Genomic DNA, 25,189 nt, shown 5'->3' on the forward strand with positions numbered 1-25,189 from the left:
TTATTGATTTAGCGAGTTGTATCGACCGAGATTGATCGCTACCGTTTGGTTGGCCGCTGGCGTGAGCAATGCAGTCCAGGCGAGGCGCGGCCGATGCACGCCGGATGGCGCGGCGCCGCCTGTCAGGGAAAGAATGGGCGCGGAAGATGAGGGAATCTCCATGCGCAGCACTGCGTCCGCCTTGTCGCCGAGATAAAGGCCCACCAGACGCATCAGATCCTCATGGACCACCGCGCCCGGTAGCAATGCGTGCACTTGCGCGGTGTCGAGCGGCCGGATCGTTACGAGGATTGCGTGCGAGCGGTCCAGCACACGCGAGCCCAGCACATGGCCATCACCGAGACCGCTCACGGGGGGGCCGTTGGCCCGGCGGCCACGCGGCCTCGCGGTCAGCCCCTGCTGCTGCCCGGCTGGCGTCCACTGCGGGTAGAACTCGCGCACCGTGACACTTGCCCCATCAAGCAGGTGGCTCACGACGCTCTTCACCCCTTCGGCGGGGCGCGTGCGCTGCATGAAGAGTCCCACCAAAGCCAGAAGCCGCGACGGTGCCAGGCCGGATTTGCCGGCCGGATCGCCAATACCCATTCCGGCGAGAGACAGGAGGTACTTCGAGATCTCATCAGTACCGCCCGGGCGGAAATTAACCGGGTAGTGGTACTTGAGCCAGGCGCGGTAGAGCAGCGTGACGATGCGATGGTTGAAGATGTCGAGAAAGGCAGTCACCTTCTCGTACCCTTCCTTGCGCAGCACGATGTCATCGATCAGATGCGGCGGCATGGCCGCATCCACGCCATAGAGGCCAAGGAAAGTCGTCTGCACTGACGGCGGTGCATCCTCATCTTCCTCATCGAAAGTTACGCCCGCAACTTCGGACCCTGGGAACCCCACCCTCGCACGAGGCTGGAAGCGCACGGGCTCATGCTCCGGTGTGTCCTGCGTACCGAAGCCGGGTTTATCGGGCGTTTGCAGTTCGAGCAGACGCAGCAGCTGGAACACATTCATCTGCGGTGCAGCAGACAGAAGCGCGCGGACAAACGGCGCGAACTTTGGCCGACGGATCCGCATGACATCCATCGCGCTCATAGCGGCGACCTGTCCGACTTGCTCGCGGGCCACTCGATGCGCTCGTGGTTGGGGAGGCTGACGACCACGAGCTGCGTGAAGTGATTCACGTCAGCATAGAGTTCGAAAAAGCGATGCAGCATCTCGCCGAAGAGCATCATGTCGCCCTCGCCGGCAAACGCGCGGCTGTCGAGCGTCACCTCGATCTGCGTGCCCCGCTCTACCGCGCCCTGCATGACCTTACGCAGGCCCTTGCGGGCGACCTTCTGGATCCCGTCGAGGCGTCGACGGTTCATCTCGCCGTTGGTCCAGTCGTACAGCGCGAGTGTGCCGCGCAGGATTTCCGCATCGAGCTGCGACAGGTAGTTCGGGGCGAGATGGGAAAGAATGCGCCATTGATAACGGTCGCCCTTCGGCGGATGCAGTGGCAACGTGGGCGACACGAGATTGCGAACGTGTGTGACGTTCGAGATCCCCTTGCCCATCTCGTTGATGCCGGCTTCACGCAGGCTCTTGCGGGGAAGCATGCCGTTCGTGCCCGTGACGCGCAGCGACAGCGTTTCGCGCGGCAGCGCCTCGGCGTTCTCCCACGCCTGGCCGCCCAGCACCAGGCACGTCTCGTAGAGCCCCTTCACGCCCTGCTGAACGCGCGTATGGTAGTAGCGCTCAGGCGCCTCGTGCCGGAGCATGCCGCCTCGGTGCTTGAAACTCGAGAACGGCACGTAATCGACGCGGTCACCGGTCAGGTGATCATGCGCGTCGACCGCATCAACGGAGTACGTTTCGACGTGCTCGCCGTGGCGCAACCGTGGCCGCACGACATAGGACGTCGCGTGATGGTCAACGCGGATCGGCTCCGCGTCCATGCGGAACAGGTTGATGATCGGCGTGCAGAACAACCGGATGTTCTTTTCCGAGAAACGCAGATCGGACGGATAGGTCTTGTTTAGCACCACCTCGACTTCGAACTCGGTCACGCTCGGGGCGAGCGCGGCGAGATCGATGCCGTGGAGGTCAATGAAAAGGAACTTCTCGGGGAAGCTGAAATATTCGAGGAGCAGCTGATAGCCGCCAAAGGAATTATCAGCTTTTGGCCACAAGCGCTCATCGGCCCCGAATCCAGCCGTCGCGAAGTACGCGTCAGGCAGCGAACGCGGTGCGCCATCGCGCACGGAAGGAAGGCGCAACAGGATGTCGTCGACATGACGGGTCAGCGCCAGATGCAGGGCCGTGGCCACCGGCCGGTCGGCGTTCAGATAGAGTCGTAGATGCGGAACGCTGAGCGTGTTCTGTCGCGACTGGGCTTCGATCTGGAACGTCAGACGAATGGTCGAACGCCCGTCTTCCCGCATGCCGGCACTGGCCGACCTCAGCTGCAGCGGAAGCAGGTCCACTGGCCATGTCGTGCGGTAGGTGCAGCGGGTGCCTTCCGGGCCGATCGGATCGGAACGCACCTCGATGTCTGCCGGGATCGTCTCGCGCTTCTGCAGCGTGCCAAAGTCGGGGACGAGCTCGAGGATGGAGAGCGAAGGGAGCGTGCGCAGATAGTGTGGCCAGAGCAGACTCACCAGTGCCTCGGTGATCTCCGGTAGTTCGTCATCGAGTTTCTGGCGCAGGCGCCCGACCAAAAACGCAAAGCCCTCGAACAGTCGTTCGACGTAGGGGTCGCGCTCGCCCACGCGATCGAGATTGAGCATCCGTGCGCGGTCCGGATTGGCTTTCGCGAACTCCCGACCGGCTTCGGTCAGATAGCGCATCTCGGATTCGTAATAGCGCAGCGTGGAATCGTCGTCCATGCAATTTTTCCTGGGTATCTTTTTTACAGAACGGCGATGGCCCGAGCGGGATCGAGCACGGTCATTTCATGGCCGAGCTTTTCGATCTGGCGGGTGATGGCCGGTTTGTCGGCATCCTTGCGGTTCATGGATGCCTTGAGCGTCTTGAGCAGGTGGTGCTTGACCTCGAATGTCAGCGATGGCTCCCATCCGGCGAGCCGGAACTGTGGGCCACCGGCGTCCAGTCCGACCAGCAGGCGAAGGCAGATATCCGGTCGGCTGGCGTTGTCTGCGACGCGCGCCATGACCCAGCGCTGCAGGTAGCGCTGGCGATCCGTGCGGATTCCGGGCAACCCGTCAATCCACGCAAAGGCCGCTTCAATGCCTTGTGACTGTGCAAGCTCGCGCGCCTGTGTTTCCATTTCCTGCCAGTTCGCCACAGCGCCATCTCCGTCGTCGGTCGACACCGGCAACGCGGCGAGCGCTTCCCCCTGGTCAAGATTGCGCACGACCGCATTACTTGCGATCCATTCGAGCGTCGCATCGTCGGCGAATGGCGTGCCGTCATTGAATGCGAGCCGCTGGATGCCTGGCATGCGCTCGAGAAAGAGTGCGAAGTCGGTCTTGAGGATGTCCCGCCATTCCGTGTATGGCGACCCCGCGTGGTCGAGCGCCACGTGCTGGTAGTACTGCAGGTCCGGCCAAAGGTGGTTGACGCCCTCCATATAGGCGCCTTCCACTCGCTCGAGCAGTTCTGGCCACTGCTTCTGCAGGACGAGGCGTTTGAACTGCTGGCGCAACTCGGCGCGTGTTGGTGAGAGACGCGTGTGCCCCTTCGGATCGGCCGGTGGCACCTCATGAACGGTGTCCCAGCGCATGCAGCGCACGAGACGCGCAGCCGGCAGATAGCCATGCTCCTCATCGCGCAGACATTTCGCGAGCACGCGGGTGTACTCGAGCGCGTCGCGCGTCGAGGCGATAGTCGTGACGCCAGTGGAGAGCGAGCCCGATCCGCCCGGCATTGCCGTCAAACTTTCCGGCACCGGTCGCACTACGTCTTCGCCGCCATCAAAACGGGAAACGAGCGCCTGGAGGTTCGGCCGGGCCGTCTCCGGCCATTCTGCGGTTTTGCCGATCAGCAGGTTCAGCGCCGCCATGGCCCGCTCGAGCTCCGCGGGCGCGAACTCGCCGTGGCAGTCGAGCTGCTCCAGTATGCGTGCTGTCGCGACCCATTCGATTGCCGAGCGCTTTGCTTCGTCGCGGCCCGGAAGCAGCGCGTGTCCAAAGCGGTCGACGAGTGCTGCGATGAGTTCGAGTCCATCGGCAAGACCTGCGGTGCCGTCCTGGCGAACCCGTGCGAACACGTAATAGGCCGCAAGGCGCAGATCCTTGCCGACCTCGCAGATCATTTGCTGGCAGTTCTGGACGATCAGCGTGTCGTCGATTTCGGAAAGCTTGCCGATCTCTTCCTTGACCGCAATGAAGGCGTCGTCGTATCCGGGGTCCCGGCCCACTACCTTGCCGTCCGCGGACGGCAGGGGCTTGAGCCACGCTTCCCACGCACTGAACCGCTCGCGAGCGAGATCGTCCGGGTTACGCGCGCCGAAGAGCTGCTTGATGAAATTGGCGAACATGCTCATTCGTTTGTCTATTCGTTATCGGGCACTGCGCCGTGGGGAAGTGAAATCGCTGCGCGGCGGGCGGCTGCGACCGCCGATGTGGGCAGGGGCGGCGGCCCCGCGTTCTTCATCGCACCCGCGCCCGGCGCGGCCGCCGGCGCAAAAATTCTCGTAGGCATCGAGAAGCCGCGCAGGGCAAGCAACTCCAGCGGGCCCCTGCCCGCATCGGTGCGCATCACATAGGTGAGCGGGTGCGTCACGTTCTTCGGCACCGCAGTCTCAGGCGCCTTTGTCGTCAGCGTCGTTGGGTCGCTCGCCATCGTGGGCGCCGAGGCGGCGGCGGCACTCGATGCAACGGCTGCGGCCGCCACGGTGGTGGGCACCGGTCCGGGTGTAGCGATCCACGTCAGCTTGTATCGCGTATCCGAGAGCGGTTCGACGCTGGCCGACGCCAGCATACGCACGAACGCCCAGCGGCCCTGCTTTTCATAGCCCTTGTTGAGTCCCGACTGCACGGTCTGCCACTCGAGGCGCGTACCGGTCACGAGCAGGACGTTACCCGGCCACACGAACGCTTGCCAGCGATCGGCGGAGTTCAGGTATTTCATCGTCTGCCCATCGACGGTGAGCTGCGTTTCCGTTACATCGGCGCTGGGTTGCGGCATTAGATCGAAACGGTACTGTGCGGCGCCTGAGGCCAGCATGTGAGAGGCAATACCCTGCAGCACGTTGATCGCCTTCAGGAATGCCGGATCGAACCGTAGACCCGCACCTGCACTGCCAGGCACCCAGTGATCACCGTGCAGTTCGAGCGCACCGGCGAGCTGCTGGTTGATGAACGCGGGTACGAGGCCGGTCTGATCGCGCAGGAACCGCACGAGCTCCGGAAAGGATGCGTCGTCATCGCTTGATGCGAACGGATAGCGGCCCTGGAAGGCGCGCGCCCACGGCTCGACAATGCTTTGGCGCCATGCGTCGTTCAGGCTCTCCTGAGCTGGTTGCATGACCGCCTGCATCGCCTGGTCGACAGGACGCAGGAAAAGCGAATCCCCCAGCCCGGACCACTGCTCACCGAGGCTCGCTGCAACGAGGCTGGCATAGATGCGGGTGTCCGACAGTTCGGAACTCTTGCCTTGGAACTGCGCCTGTGCGAGCCGCTTCGCCTGATCATCCATGCTGCCGCTGTTGGTCATGGCCTCGATCTTCAGTCGCAGCGTCGTAATGGCGTCGAGGTAGCGCTGCAGGCTGATGTTCGAGTCAACAGCTTTCCCCTGCGGCTGGGCTGCGCTCACGAGACGCAGGAGCGGCCCGAAGGCGGCGTCCAGGGGCGCAGCCGGGATGACGGCCCGCGCTGCGCCTTCGACGGCACCCGCATATGCATGGTTGCCGATCAAGTTCTGGGCCTTTGCGACAAGGGTGTCAGACAGCGACGCGATGTTCTCCCCCGCGCGTCCCTGATACTCAAGTGCCTTCATCAGCGCGATCATGGGGGACTGGCGAGAATCAGCGAACAGCCGCAGTTGTTCGGCGATCGCGGGCAACGTGGGCGCGCTTACCCACTGGATCGAATTGGCGAACGCCTGCCACTGTCTGCCGTATGCGTCGAAATACATGTCGCGCAGCGCATTGCGAAGCTCATCGACCGACTGCGCTGGCTGTGTAATTGCAGATGCGTTCAACACCCAGTCGGTCGTCACGTTCTGGCGTTGGGCAGCATCGTCGATGGCTTGCGAAATCTGGCCATCCCATGCCTGCCGTGTGTAGACGCCCGGCGCTATGGCGCCCGTGCGGAATAGCCCGCGCGCATCGGTCCCGGCCAGCAGCGTGGCCAGCGTCTGATCGCCGTACTTCCCGGTCGCCGCATCAATAATCGAGTGATAGATCGTATCCGTCGAGTTGCTCGTGCCGATCAGCGCGAGCAGCACCTGTCGCGTGTTGTTCACGAGATCAGTGCGGGGCTGGATCGCCCATTCAGGGTGTGCCGGGAGATGCTGTGCAAAGAACAGGAAAAACTGATGAGCCAAGTCCTGTCGTTCGCCAACGGTCAGGCTGGCGTTCGTGATCCAGCTCCACGTCAGCTCGGGCTCCATCACCTTCGCGTCGGCGCGCTTCGGTTCTGCCAGCATCAGGTAGGTGCGAAGGGTCTTGTGCCCGGCGAGCGCCTGCTCGCTCGTTGCCTCGTCCGAAACATCCGTACGCATGGCGGCCACATTTCCCAACGAGGATTCGAGTCCCTGCTGCGTTGGTGAGACGAGGAGACGTCGACTTGCAGGGGTGTAGGCCTGCCAAAGCCCCGCAAGAATCGCCTTGTCGCGGTTCAGGCCGAAGCGCGAATACCACGGCGCGCCAGTCGACGCGCGATATTCGAAGCGCTCGATGTCGTGCTGGACATCGAGTAGTGCGTGCAGCCCTGAGCGGCGATCGGGCGCCGACGCCTGTTGTCGAGCCAGCTGGTTCGCATAGATGAGTTCACGCGTATTGGATGCGCCAGAGGCGAACATGCCGGCAATCCAGACGCAGCCGAGAACGGTGATCACGGAGGCGCATATAGAGCTAGGGTGCCAGCCTGTGCGGCGGCCACCGATTTTGATACTGCGCTTGCCGATTTCACTCCAGAGGCTGGGCAACCGATGTGCCTCTGGATCTGCAGTCACTTGCCCTGCAGCCGCGGGCAAAAACCACAAACCGCGAATGTTCAGTGAACATCGGATTGAAGTCGACAACGCCTCAATGAAATCGGTTAGCGCCTTTCGACGGTGTTCAATCTGAACTGACAGTCCGGCGAGGTAGCGGAGTCGCCGGTCTTCGGCAAGGCGCCTGGTCCCGGCAACAGCCAGTTTTTCGCTCAGCGTCCGTAGAGCGTCTGCAGTGGTGCCGTCATGTTTCCTTGGAAGGATGCAACCGATCGGGTCGAGCGCTTCTTTGTCCAGCGCCTTGATACCTGAATCCGCGACCAGGTATACGGGTGCTGAAAAGCGCAGCATGCGGGAGATGCCAAAAAATAATGATCCAAGCGATGCCGTACGGCGCGCCAACGCAGACGGATCGTTCCTGCCGTCGATGACGAACGCAATGGCGTCGACAGGCCTGCGTCCGCGAAGTTTGCGCAGCTTGAGTAGCCAAGCTTCGTCGGGCAAACCACTCTTGTTTCGCGGTGCCCATAAAAGAACAACATCATTGGTCGAACACCACTGCTTTCTGGCAAGGACCGGCAACTGGTTCGTGACGAGCCGGTCATCACCTGAAACGAGCACCCACGGCAAAAAATAACGCCAGCGCCAGCCATAGCGGGTACGCAACTCCTGTTCGAGTTCCAGCTCCCAATCCCCATTTTCCGTCGACACCAAGCGAGCAGCCGCATCGCGAGAATATCGGTCCGCGTTCCTCGTCGGTGCGAGCTTGGCAAACAGTCTCCAGGCCCATGCAAGTGCACTTTGAATCAGGAGTAAAACTGCACCAGCAAGCAGTACAGCAAGCACACGAACCGTCGGCGATGAATTGATCGAGTCACCCTTAAACAGGGCGGTCGCAGCCAGCCCGATTGTCATTGTTCCAACGACGATCCAGTACCCCAATACCTTCTTGTTCTTCATCCAGTCTGTTCCGCTTGATTTGTTTGCTCCGCCGGTCGAACCATAGCCATGCGAATAGTGCCCTGTCGGGTGCAGACAAGCTGCGGCGTTCCGGCCTCGCTCGCCTGTTCTGCTGCGAGTGCAATAGCGAGCCAACTTGCAGCTTCACCGGTGTTCCCCAACGCCGCATCTATGTCGTGGAACCCTGTCGGCTCATCTGCTTCCACCAACGCAAGTTCAAGATCAGACGCCGCTTTTGACAGAACGTCATCGTCCCCCTCGGAGAGACCCGCTTGCCACATATCAAGAACTTCCCTCGCCTCAGTGTTCCCCCAAAGCAGGCTCTTAGACACTTCGTCGACTGTCAGCTCTTCCTGCACGTCCACTGGTCTGTGCAGCTTCGCGATCACATCCAGATGCATACGCTCAGCAAGTGGTGACCACGCCATCAGCACCGCAACAGCGGCTTCTGAATCGTTTGGCGAAGCGTCACCAGAGGCTTGCACTGCAATGAAAAGTGCGAACCTCTCCAGCGAAGGGCCGCCGTGAATATCGAGCCATTCGTCGATGGCCATCAATCCGTCTTCCTTCGTGAGGCGAAGCGGCTCCGCCAAAGTGATCCCGATTGCCTTTGTGCACGCCCGCCAGGCCTCCTGGACTTCTTCACCACTCAAAGTCTCAGGTACCTGCAGATACACGTCGAGCAGCATATTTGACGGCACCCGCTGGATCACACTGTGAACACCTCGCATTACTTCGAATAGACACAACTGAAACCGTGCGAAGCCATCCGTACCATCAAGAATATCGAGGTGAGTGCGCCGCAGTGTTATCCCTGTTGTCGGCGATTGTTGCGATCGGAGTGCCCGCTCGCAACCCGCGATACGTGCGCCGACGTTCCCGCTTCCCATAGCCGTCAGGTAAGCCAGTCCTAGAACCGCAAGCGGCTCTTGGCCGAACCTGATCGCCTTCGCTCGATCTGCTGCATCCGTTTCCTCGTCCGCCTCATGCAACGAAACTTGCTGCCCGTAGAATAGCCACCTGAGGCCAAAAACGAAGCCGGCAGACATCAAAGGAAGAACAAACGTCCGGACCCAAAACCACGGATCTGAAGTCGACTTCCCATGGGACCACGTCGCAATCGACAATGCCATTCCTAGCGCGGCGAGCAGCACACCGACACCTCCCCAAATAAATACATTGGGTGGTGCCGGCGGCGTCTGGTCGTCGCGCGATGGGGGAAGCTCAACCGGCATCTTCAGCCCAAACTAGATATCAGACGACAGCCGCACATCGCGTGATGGCCATCCCTCGTAAGTGGGATTCCATTGTCGTTTGCCTTGATATCCCCTTCCGTTATCAGATTGGGACGGACATCAGGATGCTTCGGGCATGTGACTTCATCGCCCTTTCTCGCCACGAATCGACCGCGCATGCGTACCTTCTTTGACGCAGTGATCACTTTCCCGCCATGATCAGTGCTATCTCCAAGTCGTATGAAATTTTTCATAGCAACGAAATTGCCTCGCAAAGTGATCAGGCCACCATCGTCTGAGCGTCGGAGTCCGAATCGACAACAGACCCAGACTGCTGCGGAACTGACGCCACATTGGCCGCGAGACGCTCGTTCTGGTAAATATTTCTGTATCTAAGGTAGCCGCCAGTAATGTCCGATGGTTCCAGCTTGGAAATCGGAATAGAAGTAAAGCCAGCCCGAGAATCGTGGACATAGTCGTCAAAAAAGTCACTTACGGCCTGAGGCAAGGTCGCATGCTTGTCGAGTTCCGCGAGCAAACTGCGCGTCACCGCATCGACTGGCTTTACCTTCGGGGTACCACCGTACAAGCCAACGAGTCCAGTATTATCAATCCGACTCTGCGGAATATTCTCCGCATCAATTTGCAAGCGTAGTCTCTTAACCTGGCCCTCCAGATCATCCTCCGCTTTGCGCAACTGCCCACGGTCTACGTCGTTAGAATCCCTGAAGAAGCGGCGCGTTGACAGCCCCTTTCCAGCTACAAGCATCCCGCCCCGCCATTGGACATATTGGTGGGTGTGTTGGCGTACGATATCGCGAAGTCTTCCGCCTGACGCAAGACCGCAGGCCGTCCAGAATTGGTTATACGCAGCCGTGAGTTCCTTAGGAATATGGAAAGCCGTCTTCAGGTCACCATGCGAATTGATCTCATCGATCGACATTAATGGCACGCCAGCACGTATCGCCTCGACGTGCATGTCATTCAAAGGAATCTGCGAACATTGAGCAAGTTCTCCCTGTTCCGTTGGCAAGTATCCACCACCCACGTCGGAATGCATGCCGGGGTAAACTATCTGTTTGACGTTGCTCGCCGCCTCCGCCGGAAAACATGCGCGTTGCTCGTGAAGTGCTACATAGTGAACGCATTGTTCGACGGTAGCCGGGATGGCCATCACCCCATCGGCCCACGCCATATGACCATCCCAACCCGAAACGAGATTTGGCGCTCCAACTGAAGCAACGGTGTCAAAGATTCCAAGAAAATAGAAACGTACAGACATACCAGCCAGCTCAAACCCACCATCATTCTGCTTAACGATGTCGGTGAACCAGTTGGCAAACGCTCTTGCTTCAGCCGATCCACGTGAGAATCCGAAGACAGCCAAGTTGATTTGGGTCACCTTGCGCTGACTGCTTTGTGCGACTGCCGCCAGCTTCTTTTCCCATGTCTGCAGGACCATCTTCCGGTAGGCTGCTTCAAATGAAAGCGCACCGACGGCGGAACTCATGTTCCTGACAATCGCCTTTGCGCTTGCGCCGCTGAAAAGATCTGATCCGGTCAGGTAGTGATGAACCGCGTTATAGACTCTTGTTATTGCCCAATTGATTCGGTCGGCCCCCATGTGACCGGAACCTAATCCTAGAGGCGCGCCGAGCGTCTTGCCACCGTCTGTGTCGTCGACGTCTGGAAATGGGGTACCCACGCCAGCGATGTAGTAGGGGAATAAACCATTTGGATTGTCGACCATCGCAGCATCGAACAGCCTAGCAACGTTGCTATGCTTGCAGCGCTCCTTCTGAGTTTTGCTCCCTCCCTCTTTGTCATCTTTATTGTTGCCGGTCCCATCGAAAAATAGCGTTACATAGACCTGTCCCTGGCATTGCGCCGTCTCTCTGCTTCGGATACAAGTCAGCGCGCGTTGTCGTCGCATCATTTCTTGCGGTGAGAGCTTTCGGTAGCCCTCTGCAGGCATTGGATCGGGAATTACCGCTGATGTCATCGTGCAATCCTTGTAGTCGGTCTACAACTTTGCTGCGCTGCCTTTTAGGGGATAGTTAGGGTTTTCCGGGTAGTACATTGTTACGAAAACCTCTATATCACCATTCTTCAGAAAATGTACGGCGATATGACCTGCAGTATCGGCCGAATAGGGCGGAACAGATACCATCCTCTCCTGTTCCTTTCCGATTTCCTCTCCGCCCCATCTGACGGTTACCGTCATCCCCGGTACATATTTTTCAGGAATAGAAACACAGCATGCAGATCCGCCTTGACCATGCCTCGCAACGAAGGAGCCACCTTGTCCATTAACGGAATAGAATCCAATATCTTTATCAGTGTGGTTATAACCAGTAACATCTAGCCCCATCGCGTCGCTTTTTGCCTGGCAACCGGATAGTGCAATAGAAAACAGAATCAATGCGAAAATTTTGGCGGTCACTCGCAACAAAGGCATCGTTTTGATTTCCCTTAGTTCAATTTCGAAGATTTCGTATTCCGGGTTGGCGAAACTACAGCCAAACCTATCGAGTCACAGCACTACGATTTCCATAGGTCTTGGAGTTCAAAATTCCTAAGTCGCAAGACGGTTCCTGTCGACCGGAACAACAAGTGTCCACTTCGATGCACAGGATCGCAGTTGCGCATGAGTGAGTACCGCCCCAGCATAGCTCGCCACATACACCACTCCGATAGATATCAATAACGACGCCACGCCATAACCCAGTCGCTTCCACGTCACCCGCGGCTTCAAAAAAGCAATTGCGCAACCCGTTAGTACCGGTATCGGTACGGTGGCAACGAGCACAAGTGCGAGGAAGATAACCATCCCCGCGCTCATATCGCCTTCCGTGCATATGCGGCGGTAAGCTCCATCGATACCGAATACAACGAGGACGTTGAGCACAACGAAGCTGACCACCGAAGAAGCGCCAACGTAAGCAAGCACCCCGAAGGCTTTTTTTGCTGACGTTGCTAGAGTCGGTGCGATGCGTCGCTTGCGTTCCCGTCCTTGGAGTCTTCTGCGACCTTCGCGCTTCTCGCCCAAAGAGGCTGTCCCGCGGTCCAGGCTTCCTCTGGAAGTTTCTCTATCCATTGCTGAAAAATTTCTTGACTGTTGGCAAAACCCGCCTTCAGGTGATCCGAGATGCCCGGAAACTCAACGTAATTGCCTGAAGTGGAAAGAGCGAGAATCATCAGTTGAAGCTGGTCAGCCCTATCCGTTAGCCCATATTCCCGTGCTCTCTGCAACTGACTGCTGATGAATGGATGCAAGATGTCGCGCGGTACACGATCTATCTCCGCCCTGATGTTGCGCCGAAGCTCGTAGATCAACAGGTCGGGTTCCGCTGCGTCGAATAGCGCTTGCTCCTGCGCCAAGTCAAATGTGAGCGGAACAGGTTCGAGAGACTGCACGCCGCTGCTATTTGGCATCTGCTGCTCCTCAACTACGCCGAACCGGTCATAGATCTTCCACGCCGTGATGCCGCGCGTAAAAGTGGCTGCCTGCTGAGGGTTCAGAACGCTCATCAACGCCGGAAGAATGCGAGTGTCATACCAGCGCATCACCATCAATTTGCCACTTGACATTTCGAACAGGTGAAATTTCCGGAGATGCTCGCCGAGCTCCTCGAGAGATTTCGTCGAATCTAGGGTGCTCACGCAGGGCTTCAGGATGCCGATTCGCGTCGTCTCGTCAAGCACAGATTGTGTGATGTCACAGTCGACTGTCACGTCGATCAGGAGCGGAGCAATGTCGCGGAATGGTTCTTCCGGATGACCATCGAACAGTGAGACATATTGCGCCCCCAGTCGGTCAAGCCGACTGGAAAAGTGCATATGCTGACTCGAGTCGAACAGAATATAGCGATACACTTGACGCTCCTAGCTGGTGTGGACGCCGGGTGAACCTTGGCGCATCGCATCGATGAGGCAACTCTTGCAGGTCGTCCGTGGGAACTGCGGCAAAGGCAGAGTTTCCGAGGCGGGTTCGACGGTATCCCAGAACGCGCAACGCTCGAGAATGTCACCCGGCGACACGTTCTCGATGCCGCTACCGGTAATCTTGATGTACGACCCGCCGGAGCCGATCCAGACTTCCTTGGACGCAGAAATGACCACGCGGCCATTCGTGCTTGTTACAGTGAGATCTTTCAAAGAGCCCAGAGACATTTCGTCGCCCTGCGCCTGGATTTCGACCTTGCCTTGAGAGGCGAAGATTTTGATTCCGAGTTTTTGGGCGAAAAGTGATATGGCGTCGCCAACAGACACTGTCAATTTTCGCAGGACGCCGATGTCGGCGTTGCCACCGGCCGTAGCGATAAGGTTTTTGGAGGCGCTAACCTGCAGATGGTCGCCGGAGACAAGGCCCATACCAGCAGGTGCACTCAGCAGGATGCCGGCTTGTTTGAGCCCCTTGAGCGTTTCGTTCAGCAGGTCCCGCTGCTTCTCGACGTCCGCCGCATACGCGTTAGCCGTTTTGGCGGCATCCGAAACAGCCTGCATCTGCTCGATGGCCTGCTGAAGCAGATCCTCCGCCGCACGCATCTCAAGCTGCTTGCCCGAGGCCATTGGCTGGCTGTCAGCAGAGACGAATACGCCCTGGCCGCCCCGGACCGCTACGTGATCGTCACTACGCAGCTCTGCCCCGCTGCCCCGCTTGTCCCGGCTCGAGTTGACGATACTCCCAAGGTTAAGCTGGCTCTTGCCACCGCCCTCGGTTGCAAGCTTGATGTGCTCTTCCCCTTCAAAGTCTTCCATCTGAAGGGTATTATTCGACTGCGTGTGAATAACGTTGCGTGTCATCCAGCGATCGTCGCTCGTAATCACATCCGGATTCACGCTGTCGTGCATCACGTGAGCGATAAACGGAAAATCCGGATTGCCGTTCTCGAAGCCGACTTCGACGCCGGAGCCGTCCAGCGCCGGGAAATGAGTTCCGGTGGTCTTGGGACCAGCAAAGGACTTCGCGATACGCATCCAGCAACTCGTCAACCCGCCCGTACGCTCTTCGCGATCAAAGTCGAACGAGACCATATAGTGGCCGTCCTTGTTGACGTAGCTATATTTGTATCGGTTCGGAGATGTGATACGTCCGCTGATGGTGCCGTGGATTTTGGGCCACGTCTCCTCGAGCAGGGGCATACGGTAAATCAGGTGTGACGGGATCGCTGTATAGGTGTTGTGGTAGGCCTTGTCGCGCGATCCAGCGTGTTCAACGCGCGTGATCAACTGACCATACTCGGCCTCGGGCAGTGCCCGGTTGGTGAACCGGAAAACACGGCCGGGCGCGACGCACAGCACGTTCCCCTCGCCCGTATAGACGATCTTTTCGCACAGCAGCGCCTCGTGTCGCAACTGGGCTTCCCACTCAGCCTGATCGTTGCTCAGGTGTCCAGCGGCCCAGACGTCTGGCGTGCCCCACGTGGTTTTGTCGTCCGGGGCAGCGTTGGCTTCCCCATCGATGGGTTGCGGAGCCTTGCGGTGGTTGTAGTGGCGCACCGTAACCGCCTGGGCGATCGTCTTCGTGCGGGTCTCGAACTTCTCGACCGACTCGGCACCTGTGCTTTCAAGACCGGAGGCTGGCCTGAAGGGAGCAACGAATGCATCGCTGCGCTCGTAGTGCGTGAAGTCATCGCCGAAGTGCGTCACTTCGCCGTATTCGCCCTGGCGAATCACAAACCAGATGCCGGAGCGGCGCGCGAGACGGGTAAAAAACTGGAAGTCCGTCTCGTTCCATTGCATCACGAAGTCGCGCTTCGGATACTCACGGCGAAGCGTAAATTCGAAGTCGCTCGTGCCTGCACCAAACCCGTACTCGCGGAATATTTGCTCGATGATCTCGGGATCGGTTTGCCCGAGGAATATACGACAACGTTTGACGTTTCGCAGCAGGGCAACACGCGACTCGAGCACGGCCTCGTAAGTTGTCTCGTCCCTGCTGCTGGAAAGCTGGTTGAACTCTGTAATGACGCCCTGAAACTGTCGGCTAGGGCCAGCAGGCAGCGCCACACCTGCCAGGGTAGGCGGCCGGATGGAAAAGACGGCCGTCTTCGTCAGGATCTCATCTATCGGCAGATCCGCTACCCGGTGGGTCAGCTTGATCCTGAAGTGAGTGGGCGCACCCGCCTCCTCGACGCCGGCAAATTCCACGACGTCGAAACCTGGCGCGCTCTTGCTGCCGGTCAGATCAAGATGATAGGCCTGCAGGCCATCCCTTTTCAGTGCTCCGATCGCTTCGTTGACACCCATCTTCGCCACTCCTGGGGTAACCTGCTACCGAATACACCGGCCAGAATTTCAGCCGGCGTATTCGGCAGCAGTAAATCGACAAGACGTCGCCAGCGCGCGAGTGGCACCGGCGACTGGTCTTCAGTTCTCGGCCTTGGGCATCTGCGACACCAGCGACAGGCCCACAAGCAGTTTCAGAAGTACCTCGACTTTTTTGTGCGCGCCACCCGTGTGCAGATCAACGGAAACGTTGATTCTGCTTAGCCGAATTTCTTTGTGATAATCAGCGGACTATCACCGTAGGCGCCTCGGGGTTTGCAGCGAGTGCGTTATTAGTCAGGTAGGAATCCTATTTAGGTGCATGCCGTCATTGTGGGAGTGAACGGTGTTTTCACCATCGTGTCGGTGTGGAATTAAAGCGGGTAAACCGCCTTTAGTCAAACCGAATTACGCATGAGGATTTTTGAGATTGTGAATAAATGTGAAAATCAGACGCGTCGCATTGACACCCCCTTGTTAGCGACGTTATTGCGTGCGAATTTCACTGATCTTCTTGATTGAAACGTGTTGAGTGGTCGTTATGCATTGTTTACTGGACGATGTGCAATGTATTGTGGTTAAAATCCGGCACCCGATGTTCAGTAAACCTTATTGATCACAATCACAATATGCGGACATTCAAACCGCTGTGGCAAGAGGGCATTGTGCTCTCACCGCATCATTTCCAGCAGCAGGGCCGTTGGTGGGAGTTCGCCCAGCAACAGTTCGTCCCGCTCGCAATAGCGGAGCCATGGGGCGTACTGGAAGCCGCGCCGGACGAGGAGCTTTTGCTCAACGGACGCGTGAAACTCACTACTCTCAAGATGCGCTTCGCTGATGGCACGCCCATCGATACATCAATTGCTGACGTACTGCCGCCGGCGCGGGATCTTGCTCGCGATGTTGGGTCTGACGTGCAAAGCGTGATTGTCTTCGTTGGGCTCCCGCTACTCGACGCAGTGGGGAACAACTGCCGTGCAGACGGGGAGACAGTCTCCCGACCGCGACGGTATTTCCGCGAGTACGCAGAGGTGCCTGATCTGCACGGCACGGTTGACGCGGAGCTTGCCGTCGAGCGCCATGCGCTCCAGCTGCTGTTCGATTTCGAATCGCATGCTGACTACGTCGTCTGCCCGATTTTCCGTCTTGTGCGCGGCCAGCGTGGGGTATTCGACGTTGATCATGACTGGGTGCCGCCGTGCCTTGCGCTCTCTGGTCATCCGCGCCACGAGGAGCGGGTATCCCGCATTGCCGATATTCTCCAGGCGAAGAGCATTGCACTGGCTGCACGACGCAGCGAGCGCATCGACGACGTCGCCGAATTCGGTGTAGCAGACGTTTCGCTCTTCTGGCTCCTTCACTGCCTGAATACGCAGTGGCCCGAACTGCGCTTTCTCGCGAGCCACCCTTACCAGCCGCCCGAGCGGCTTTATCACGTCCTGGCGCAACTCACCGGCGCGCTGATGACTTTCTCGACGCGGGCGAACCTGGCCGAGATTCCAGCATACGAACATGCTCGCCAGGACGAGGTTTTCTCGAAGCTGGAAACGCTGATCCGCGAACTGCTCGACGCCGTCATTCCGTCGCGCGTGGTACCGATCGGCCTGCTGAAGAAAGCGACGACGTACTGGAGTGGCCAGATCCACGACGATCGGCTGCTCGAAGGCGCCGACTGGTATCTGTCGGTCAACGCAGCGATGCCGGCTTTCGATCTGGTCGAATTGCTCCCGCGACTGTGCAAGATTGGCGCACCCGACGAGGTTACCCATATCGTCAACGCTGCACTGCCCGGCGTGCCGCTTCGTTCGGTACAGCGTGTACCCGCGGCCATTCCTGTCCGGCTTGAGAACCAGTATTTCGCGCTCGACGCGAAGGATCCCGTGTTCACACGGATGCTCGCCGCGCGCACCTGCCAGATCTATCTGCCGGCGTCCGTTCCCGAGGCGTCGCTGGAGCTCTATGCCGTGCTGACTTCGCAGGGCGACAAATGACATCCGGCCGCCCGCTTCCGCTTTGCGCCCTGCTTCGCAACACGGCGCTCGAAATCTCGCAGCTCGCGCAAGGTGGCACGACGGATGACGTTGAGGACCTGCGTGTACAGTGTCGCAGGCTGACCGACGACTTTGCCTCGGCCATGGAAGCACGCAAGGTGCCGGTTGACGTCGCCCGCGATGCTCTCTACATGCAGTGCGGCCTGCTCGACGAAACCGTGCTTGCGCATCTGCCAGCTGAAAGTCGTCCGCTCTGGGAGGCGACGCCGTTGCAGGTGGAACGGTACGGCGAACATGATGCAGGCGAACAGGTGTACAGCCAGCTCGCGGCACGCATGCGCGCAGCCCCGCCGAACGTGGACCTGCTCGAGTGTTACGCAACCGTACTGGGACTGGGTTTCCAGGGACGGTATGCCCGCGAGGGTGCCGCCCAGCGTGCGGCAATCATCCGCGCGCTCAATGAGCAGCTCGGGAAGCTGACTCCCGGGGAAGAATCGGGGCTGGTCGTTGACGCAACAGGTACGCATCGCTTCGACTGGTTCTATCGGCTCTCGCCGTGGGCGATCGCCGGACTCGTGTGTGCGGGCGCCGCCATCGTTTTCGTGCTCATCGGGCAAGGTCTCGATCTGCAGGCCTCCCATTTGCTGTCGGCGAAGACCTGATGCCCAATGCGTTGTGAGGATGCGGCGAAACTCGTGCTCCGGACGCGCCTCGCACTGGAACGCCTGCAAAACGGCGAGGTGAATCGCCGTCTGATCAACGATTTATCCAGGCGGTACTGATAACCAACTTTGTCACCGCAGCCTCGCCACCCACGCGTTCGCTCCTTGGCTGTACGCCCGTCGTGGTGCCCGCCACGCCAATCGCGTAAGCTAACGTCGTTGCACGCTCACTCGCGAAGCCCCGCGCTTCGCGCCTAGAAGCGGGATCGACACGGAAAAGCGGACGCTCCATGCAAAGATCGCTCATCGCGCTGGCTGCAAACGGGTTGCGAAAACTGCGCGCCATGGCGTTGCCGCTGTGCGCAATCGCGCTCGCCACAGGTCTTGCCGCGTGTCAGCAGTTACCTCCTATCGGCGAGCGCACGCAAACGACGGCGCTCACGTCAGCCGAAGCGCGATCGACTCAACTTGGCAAAGCCGTAGCGGCCGAACTCGCCACCCATCCCGACTCCACCGGCATCGACCCGCTCGCGAACCCGCTCGACGCGTTCGCCTCGCGCGTGGCGCTCGTGCGCAACGCCCAGCGTACGCTGGACGTCCAGTACTACATCTGGCGCAACGATCTCACGGGTACGCTGCTGCTCGAAGAACTGCGCGAAGCCGCCGACCGCGGCGTGCGCGTGCGCCTGCTGCTCGACGACAACGGCATTCCGTCCTCGCTCGACCCCACGCTTGCGGCGCTCAATGGGCATCCGAACATCGAGGTCCGGCTGTTCAACCCGTTCGTCACCCGCAAGCCCAAAGCCATCGGCTTTATCACCGACTTCTCGCGGCTGAACCGGCGCATGCACAACAAGTCGCTCACGGCTGACGGCGTGGCGACCATCCTTGGCGGCCGCAATATCGGCGACGAGTATTTCGGTGCGACCGACGGCGTCGTGTTCGCCGACCTCGATGTGCTCGCCATCGGGCCCGCCGCCACCGATGTCGCGAACGACTTCGACCGCTACTGGGCCAGCGCTTCGTCATTCCCCGCGTCGCAAATCCTGCCGTACACGGCGCCCGACGCACTCGCCACGCTCGATCGTGCGGCGCTTGCCGCGCGCACCGATCCGGCCGCGCAGGAATACATCGAATCGCTGCGCAAGACCACCGACGTGCGCCGCCTGCTGGACGGCACGCTGCCGCTCGAATGGGCGAAGACGCTGCTGGTCAGCGACGACCCGGCGAAAGCGCTCGGCACGGCGCCCAAGGAGACGCTCATCCTGAGCCAGCTCCACGAGATCGTCGGCGATCCGCACCGTGAACTCGATCTGGTTTCGCCTTATTTCGTGCCGGGCGAGGTGGGCACGCAATACTTCACCCAGCTCGCCGCCCAGGGCGTGACCGTGCGCGTGCTGACGAACTCGCTCGAAGCCACGGATGTTTCCGCCGTCCATTCCGGCTACGCGCGGCGTCGCGTGGCGCTACTCAAAGGCGGCGTGGAGCTGTTCGAGTTGCAGCGCGCGGCGGGCACGAGCAAGGCTACGGACAAAGCGGCGGGCAAAGGCGCAGGCAGTGGTCCGTTCGGCAGCACGGGCTCCAGCCTGCACGCCAAAACCTTCGCCGTCGATGCGGAGCGCGTCTTCGTCGGCTCGGTGAATTTCGACCCGCGCTCGGCCAATCTCAACACCGAACTGGGGCTCGTGATCGACAGCCCCGTGCTCGCCACCCAGATCGAAAAAGCGTTCTGGACGCGCGTGCCGCAACTCGCCTATCAGGCGCACCTCGACGAGAACGGCAAGCTCTACTGGACGCGCCTTTCCGATGACACGGTCATCCGCTACGACACGGAGCCGAACACCACATGGAACCAGCGCCTGAGCGTCTGGTTCTTCTCCATCCTGCCTATCGAGTGGCTTTTGTAAGCCACCCATCGGAAGGGTTATCCCCAATTTCTCCGAGGTTGTCTATACAACATCATGCGGACATTCCCATCGTCCGCGGCTCGCGGGCGCCCAGTACTCACCCTAATGTTCGGAGCCGTCCGTGGCCATGCCTGAATCCGTCGCCAACCTCGAAACCGATGGCCGCAAGATCCTGGAAACGCGTTCGATCGATTACATCCCCGACGCGGAGCGCCACGGCAGCCTGTTCAGCCAGTTCACGCTCTGGCTTTCCGCGAACCTGCAGGTCACCGCGATCATTACCGGCGCGCTAGCTGTCGTGCTTGGCGGGGACGTCTTCTGGTCGCTCATCGCGCTGTTGGCGGGACAACTCATCGGCGGCACGGTCATGGCGCTGCACGGCGCGCAAGGCCCTCAGCTCGGCCTGCCGCAGATGATCTCCAGCCGCGTGCAGTTCGGCGTCTACGGCGCGGTCATTCCCATCGTGCTCGTCTGCATCATGTATGTGGGCTTTTCGGCGAGCGGCACGGTGCTTGCCGGCCAGGCCACGGCGCAACTGCTCGACGTTTCCGATACGGCGGGCATCTGTCTCTTCGCGGCGCTGATCGTCGTGCTGACGCTGCTCGGCTATCGCTCGATTCACTTCGTCGGGCGCATTGCCAGCGTGATCGGCGTACTCGCGTTCGTGTTCATGTTCGCGCAGCTCTTTACGCACCACGATGTCGGCGCACTACTGGCCAATCGCCATTTTTCGATCGCCAGCTTCCTGCTTTCGATGTCGCTTTCGGCTTCCTGGCAGATCGCATTCGGCCCCTATGTTGCCGACTATTCGCGCTACTTGCCGCGCTCGACTTCGCCCGTGCGCACGTTCCTCGCCGTCGGGCTCGGCTCGGTGGTCGGCGCGCAGGCAGCGATGGTGTTCGGCGTGTTTGCGGCCGCGCTCGCAGGCCACGCGTTCGCGCACCATGAGGTGGCGTATATCGTGAGCCTCGGCGCGAGCGGCGCGGTCGCCGCGATGCTCTACTTCAGCATCGCCTTCGGCAAGCTCACCGTCACGACGCTCAACGCCTACGGCAGCTTCATGTCGATGGCGACGATCGTGAGCGCGTTTCGCGCGAAGCGCGCGATCTCCACGCGCCACCGTTTCGTCTACATCATCGGCATGGTGGGCATTTCGACGCTCGTCGCGCTCGCGGGCCGCCATTCGTTCCTCAAGGAATTCACGGCGTTCATCCTGTTTCTACTCGCGTTCTTCACGCCGTGGAGCGCAATCAACCTGGTGGACTTCTACTGCTTCACGCGCTCGCGCTACGACGTGCCGGCGCTCTCGAACCCCGATGGCCGTTACGGCCGCTGGAACGCCAAGGCCATCGGCATCTACGTGCTCGGCGTGCTGGTGCAAATGCCGTTCATCTCGACGAGCTTCTATACGGGCCCCTTCGTCGACGCACTCGGCGGCACGGACATCTCGTGGATTCTCGGCCTGATCGTGCCGGGCGTGCTCTACTACGTCGCCATACTCCTCACGCCGCCGGTCATTCCGGAACGCCTGATCCTGCCGGTCGAGCAGGATTGAACCGCGCGGCGCAGCGCGCCGCTTCCCTGAGCAACACAGTTCCATTCGCGCGGGTCTCACCACCCGCGCGTTCGTTTCATTCCTCCAAAAAATAGTTGTACTGATAATGAAAAAGCACCCCGCTACGACTGTTCGCCCCTGCGCTCGCGTCATAGGCAGCACGTTTTGCGCCACGGCACTCGGCCTCTTTGCGCACAGCGCGCTCGCCCAGGACGGCGTGACGCTCTATGGGCTCATCGACGAATTCGCCCAATACGTCAACACAGGCAACGGTTACACGGCCGCGCTCGGTTCGAGCGGTCAATGGGGCAGCCGGTTCGGCCTCAAAGGCAAGGAGGACCTGGGCGGCGGCCAAACGCTGTCGTTCGCCCTCGAAAACGGCTTCAACCCAACGGACGGCACGCTGGCCACGAAGGGATCGTTGTTCGATCGCCAGGCATGGGTCGGCCTCTCGGGCGGCTGGGGCCAGGTGCGCGTGGGCCGGCAGAATTCGCCGCTCTTTAACGATCAAGGCGGCCAGGACGCTTTTGGCGGCGTTACGCAGGCTTCGGCCATGGACAATCTCACTGTATTCACGTTCCGCACGAGCAACACCGTCTCCTATGTCACGCCGGAGTTCGCGGGCCTTCAGGCCGGCATCTACGTGGGCTTCGGCGACGCAGGCGGCTTGCGCGCCGCGGGTTCGAGCCAGCAGTTCGACGTGACCTATGCGCACGGTCCGTTCGCCGCGTTCTTGGCGGGACAGTGGCTCAAGAACAGCGAGGGCAGCGCAACAGACCGCACGATCATGGCGGGCACCTCGTACGCGATCGGGCGCGCCACGATCTTCGGCGGCTATTCGGACATGAAATGGCCCGACCTCGCGTTGAACGCCTATACAGTGGGCCTTTCAGCGAAGTATCAGTTCAACGTGAACAACGCCGTGTCGCTCGGCTACGCCACCCTGCACGATCGTACCTCGCAAGGCGACAATGCCGATCAGATCGGCCTGATGTACGAATACGACCTGTCGAAGACCACGAACTTCTACGGCGCGCTCTCGTTCCTGCGCAACCGCAACGAGGCGAGTTACACGCTCGCGGGCGCGGCGAATCCGGGCCTGCCGCTCGCCTACCCCGGCGCGGATGCGCGCGGTGTGCAGATCGGCATCGTTCACCGCTTCTAAACGCAACAACGGCTCTCGATCGTTCGATCGAGAGCCGTTGTGCCTACGCCCAGCCCGTACGCCCGATCGGATTGCTCAGGCCGCGGCGGCGTTTATCGCCTCGATGGCCTCGAGTGCGCCGCCCACCATCTCGCGCAGCACGGGCTGGACTTTCTCAGCGAGCGCGGGGACGTAATCGAACGGCGCCGTTTCGTTCATGTAGACCGATTGGCACATCTCCAGCTGGATCGTATGCACGCCGTCTTCGGGCGCGCCGAAATGGCGCGTGATGTAGCCGCCCTTGAAGCGTCCGTTCGCGATCCACGTATAGCCGCTTGCCGCCGCCGCGCGTTCCGCGCGCGCCTGCACCGCCGGGTTCACCGTGCGGCCGTCCTGGGTGCCGATATTCAGGTCGGGCAGCTTGTTGTCGAACAGGCGCGGCAGCACGCTCGCGATCGAATGCGCCTCCCACAGCAGCACGTTCGCATGCGCCGCGCGCAGGCGCTTCAATTCGGCGGCGAGCGTGTCGTGATACGGTTGCCAGAATGTCTGCACGCGGCGCTGACGCTCCGACGCGTCCGGCGCGCAGCCGTCGCGGTAGATCGGCTCGCCGCGAAACGTTTCGGTCGGACACAGCGACGTGGTGGTCTGGCCGGGATAGAGACTCTCGTCGTTCGGCGGCCGGTTCAGGTCGATCACATAGCGCGAAACGCGCGCGCCGAGCACGGTCGCGCCCAGTTCCTTCGCAAACGCATAAAGACGATCGAGATGCCAGTCCGTATCGGCGACGGCGAGGGCCACGTCCGTGTACTCGCCATGCATCGCGGCGGGAATGTGCGTGCCCAGGTGAGGGATCGAAATGATGAGCGGCGCGCTGCCGCGTTCCAGTGAAAAGATATCGGTCATCGAAATTTGTCTCGTGAATGGCGCATGCGTTCGGGCCCGCTTTCAATTATCAGCCAACAGCCTGGCGAGCGCTGCGCGATAGTCGGCGTAAAGGCGCGCTTCGTCGCGATGGCGGCGCGCTTCCACGACTCTCACGCCGCCGGTATAGACGTCGCGCACCGGCGTTTCGCCATGCTCGCAAAAGACGACCGACGAGAGCCACGTGAGCGGCCTTTGCTCGGCGAGGTTCGGATGCTGCGCGTCGAGCACGATCCAGTCGGCGCGCGCGCCTTCCTTCAATGCGCCGACCTGGCGCCCGGTCGCACTGGCGCCGCCGGCGAGCGCGGCGTCGAACAGCCGGTCGGCAACCTGCGCCTGATGCGTCGCGGCCAATACATTGCGCTCGCGCCGCGTGAGCCGCTGACCGTATTCGAGCAAGCGAAGCTCCGCACGCCAGTCCACGCCGATATGACTGTCCGAGCCCACGCCGAAAGCGCCGCCCGCATCGAGATACTCGCGCGCGGGGAAAATGCCGTCGCCGAGATTCGCTTCGGTCGTGAGACACAGGCCCGCAATCGCACCGCTCTGCGCTAGCTCGGCGGTCTCGCGCGCATCGATATGCGTGGCATGAACGAGGCACCAGCGTGCGTTCACGTCGAACCGGTCGAGCAGCCATTGCACCGGCCGCGCGCCTTCGGTCGCGAGGCAAGCTTCGACCTCGGCCGTCTGTTCGGCGATGTGGATATGCACGGGCGCGTGAGGAAACGCGTGATCCAGGCCTTCGAGCAGCGCGCGCAAGGAGTCGTGCGAAACGGCGCGCAGCGAATGGGGGGCGACGCCGTAGCGCAACGCCCCGTGCTCGGGCTGCCACGCACGCAACGCCTCGACGATGCCGAGCAACTGTTCAGGCGTGTTGATGAAACGGCGCTGATCGTCGCGCGGCGCTTGCGCGCCGAAGCCGCTGTATTGATAGAGCACGGGCAACATCGTCATGCCGATGCCGGTCACGCTCGCAGCGTCCACCACGCGTTGCGCCAGTTCGGCGGGACTCGCATAGCGCTGGCCATCGTTGCCGTGATGCACGTAGTGAAATTCGCAAACCGAGGTGTAGCCCGCTTTCAACATCTCGACGTAAAGCCAGCGCGCAATCGCCCCGAGATCGTCGGGCGTGATGCGCGCGGCGAAGCGGTACATGAGGTCGCGCCAGCTCCAGAAGCTGTCGGTGGGGTTCGCGCGATATTCGGTGAGGCCCGCCATGGCGCGTTGAAATGCATGCGAATGAAGATTAGGCATGCCAGGCATGATCGGGCCCGCCGCTCGCGCGACGCCTCGAGGCGCTTGCGCAAGATCGGGCGTCACGTTGTGCAGCGTTCCCGCGGCGTCCCATTCGAGCAGCACGTTGCGGCGCCAGCCGTCGGGCAACCAGGCGTACTCGGCGAAGAGGGCGCGCGAAGTCGGATTCGTTTCGATGGTGTGATTCATGCTCAAAAT

17 protein-coding genes are annotated in these 25,189 nt (G+C 60.6%); 5 read left to right on the forward strand and 12 right to left on the reverse strand.

The annotated features are described in order from the left end of the window. From tssG to M3I53_RS08875, 10 genes are all read right to left on the reverse strand, one after another. On the reverse strand, positions 1-1,083 hold the full coding sequence (gene tssG, locus M3I53_RS08830) for a type VI secretion system baseplate subunit TssG (RefSeq protein WP_254315562.1): 1,083 nt from the start codon (positions 1,081-1,083) through the stop codon (positions 1-3). Further along, the gene (tssF, locus tag M3I53_RS08835; RefSeq protein WP_254315563.1) at positions 1,080-2,819 is read right to left on the reverse strand and encodes a type VI secretion system baseplate subunit TssF; all 1,740 of its coding nucleotides are present in this window, start codon (positions 2,817-2,819) and stop codon (positions 1,080-1,082) included. Before tssF ends, tssG begins: the two co-directional genes overlap by 4 nt. Positions 2,820-2,881: 62 nt before the next feature. Beyond that, positions 2,882-4,471: a type VI secretion system protein TssA gene (tssA, locus tag M3I53_RS08840; RefSeq protein WP_254315564.1), complete on the reverse strand. Its 1,590-nt coding sequence runs from the start codon at positions 4,469-4,471 to the stop codon at positions 2,882-2,884. Between the two features lie 14 nt (positions 4,472-4,485). Beyond that, a complete protein-coding gene (locus tag M3I53_RS08845; protein ID WP_254315565.1) occupies positions 4,486-8,049 on the reverse strand; it encodes an ImcF-related family protein in 3,564 nt (1,187 codons plus the stop codon). Beyond that, positions 8,046-9,203, reverse strand: coding sequence for a hypothetical protein (locus M3I53_RS08850; protein WP_254315566.1), 1,158 nt, complete (start codon positions 9,201-9,203; stop codon positions 8,046-8,048). The genes M3I53_RS08845 and M3I53_RS08850 overlap by 4 nt, the downstream gene beginning before the upstream one ends. An 83-nt stretch (positions 9,204-9,286) precedes the next feature. Beyond that, positions 9,287-9,538: a PAAR domain-containing protein gene (locus M3I53_RS08855; RefSeq protein WP_254315567.1), complete on the reverse strand. Its 252-nt coding sequence runs from the start codon at positions 9,536-9,538 to the stop codon at positions 9,287-9,289. A 26-nt stretch (positions 9,539-9,564) separates the two neighbouring features. After that, entirely contained in the window at positions 9,565-11,286 is a 1,722-nt protein-coding gene (locus tag M3I53_RS08860; protein ID WP_254315568.1) for a DUF2235 domain-containing protein, read from the reverse strand. Positions 11,287-11,307: 21 nt separating this feature from the next. Beyond that, the gene (locus tag M3I53_RS08865) at positions 11,308-11,727 is read right to left on the reverse strand and encodes a DUF3304 domain-containing protein (RefSeq protein ID WP_254315569.1); all 420 of its coding nucleotides are present in this window, start codon (positions 11,725-11,727) and stop codon (positions 11,308-11,310) included. A 533-nt stretch (positions 11,728-12,260) separates the two neighbouring features. Beyond that, on the reverse strand, positions 12,261-13,160 hold the full coding sequence (locus tag M3I53_RS08870; RefSeq protein WP_254315570.1) for a DUF4123 domain-containing protein: 900 nt from the start codon (positions 13,158-13,160) through the stop codon (positions 12,261-12,263). Positions 13,161-13,169: 9 nt separating this feature from the next. After that, positions 13,170-15,536 (reverse strand): type VI secretion system Vgr family protein, encoded by a 2,367-nt coding sequence (locus tag M3I53_RS08875; RefSeq protein WP_254315571.1) that lies wholly within the window; start codon positions 15,534-15,536, stop codon positions 13,170-13,172. Positions 15,537-16,183: 647 nt separating this feature from the next. Here M3I53_RS08875 and tssK point away from each other — a divergent pair. From tssK to M3I53_RS08900, 5 genes are all read left to right on the forward strand, one after another. After that, positions 16,184-17,545, forward strand: a complete 1,362-nt coding sequence (gene tssK / locus M3I53_RS08880; RefSeq protein WP_254315572.1) for a type VI secretion system baseplate subunit TssK — start codon at positions 16,184-16,186, stop codon at positions 17,543-17,545. After that, complete coding sequence (locus M3I53_RS08885; protein ID WP_254315573.1) at positions 17,542-18,207, forward strand: DotU family type IV/VI secretion system protein; 666 nt, start codon at positions 17,542-17,544, stop codon at positions 18,205-18,207. The genes tssK and M3I53_RS08885 overlap by 4 nt, the downstream gene beginning before the upstream one ends. 290 nt (positions 18,208-18,497) lie before the next feature. Continuing rightward, a complete protein-coding gene (locus M3I53_RS08890; protein WP_375542484.1) occupies positions 18,498-20,114 on the forward strand; it encodes a phospholipase D family protein in 1,617 nt (538 codons plus the stop codon). A 127-nt stretch (positions 20,115-20,241) separates the two neighbouring features. After that, positions 20,242-21,669, forward strand: a complete 1,428-nt coding sequence (locus M3I53_RS08895) for a cytosine permease (RefSeq protein WP_254315574.1) — start codon at positions 20,242-20,244, stop codon at positions 21,667-21,669. A gap of 106 nt (positions 21,670-21,775) precedes the next feature. Beyond that, positions 21,776-22,834: a porin gene (locus tag M3I53_RS08900; RefSeq protein ID WP_254315575.1), complete on the forward strand. Its 1,059-nt coding sequence runs from the start codon at positions 21,776-21,778 to the stop codon at positions 22,832-22,834. A gap of 75 nt (positions 22,835-22,909) precedes the next feature. Here the strand turns inward: M3I53_RS08900 and hutG are convergent, their stop codons facing one another. Together hutG and M3I53_RS08910 are read right to left on the reverse strand one after the other, a co-directional pair. Then, entirely contained in the window at positions 22,910-23,719 is an 810-nt protein-coding gene (gene hutG, locus M3I53_RS08905; protein WP_254315576.1) for an N-formylglutamate deformylase, read from the reverse strand. Between the two features lie 42 nt (positions 23,720-23,761). Then, entirely contained in the window at positions 23,762-25,180 is a 1,419-nt protein-coding gene (locus M3I53_RS08910) for a formimidoylglutamate deiminase (protein ID WP_254315577.1), read from the reverse strand. Positions 25,181-25,189: the final 9 nt, after the last annotated feature.

The organism is Paraburkholderia sp. CNPSo 3272 (assembly GCF_024206495.1).
Taxonomy (GTDB): Bacteria; Pseudomonadota; Gammaproteobacteria; order Burkholderiales; family Burkholderiaceae; genus Paraburkholderia.

Coding starts and splice junctions, on each gene's coding strand:
- tssG (WP_254315562.1), bottom strand. CDS start 1,083: ATGAGCGCGATGGATGTCATGCGGATCCGTCGGCCAAAGTTCGCGCCG.
- tssF (WP_254315563.1), bottom strand. CDS start 2,819: ATGCGCTATCTGACCGAAGCCGGTCGGGAGTTCGCGAAAGCCAATCCG.
- tssA (WP_254315564.1), bottom strand. CDS start 4,471: ATGTTCGCCAATTTCATCAAGCAGCTCTTCGGCGCGCGTAACCCGGAC.
- M3I53_RS08845 (WP_254315565.1), bottom strand. CDS start 8,049: ATGAAGAACAAGAAGGTATTGGGGTACTGGATCGTCGTTGGAACAATG.
- M3I53_RS08855 (WP_254315567.1), bottom strand. CDS start 9,538: ATGAAAAATTTCATACGACTTGGAGATAGCACTGATCATGGCGGGAAA.
- M3I53_RS08860 (WP_254315568.1), bottom strand. CDS start 11,286: ATGACATCAGCGGTAATTCCCGATCCAATGCCTGCAGAGGGCTACCGA.
- M3I53_RS08875 (WP_254315571.1), bottom strand. CDS start 15,536: ATGGGTGTCAACGAAGCGATCGGAGCACTGAAAAGGGATGGCCTGCAG.
- tssK (WP_254315572.1), top strand. CDS start 16,184: ATGCGGACATTCAAACCGCTGTGGCAAGAGGGCATTGTGCTCTCACCG.
- M3I53_RS08885 (WP_254315573.1), top strand. CDS start 17,542: ATGACATCCGGCCGCCCGCTTCCGCTTTGCGCCCTGCTTCGCAACACG.
- M3I53_RS08890 (WP_375542484.1), top strand. CDS start 18,498: ATGCAAAGATCGCTCATCGCGCTGGCTGCAAACGGGTTGCGAAAACTG.
- M3I53_RS08895 (WP_254315574.1), top strand. CDS start 20,242: ATGCCTGAATCCGTCGCCAACCTCGAAACCGATGGCCGCAAGATCCTG.
- M3I53_RS08900 (WP_254315575.1), top strand. CDS start 21,776: ATGAAAAAGCACCCCGCTACGACTGTTCGCCCCTGCGCTCGCGTCATA.
- hutG (WP_254315576.1), bottom strand. CDS start 23,719: ATGACCGATATCTTTTCACTGGAACGCGGCAGCGCGCCGCTCATCATT.
- M3I53_RS08910 (WP_254315577.1), bottom strand. CDS start 25,180: ATGAATCACACCATCGAAACGAATCCGACTTCGCGCGCCCTCTTCGCC.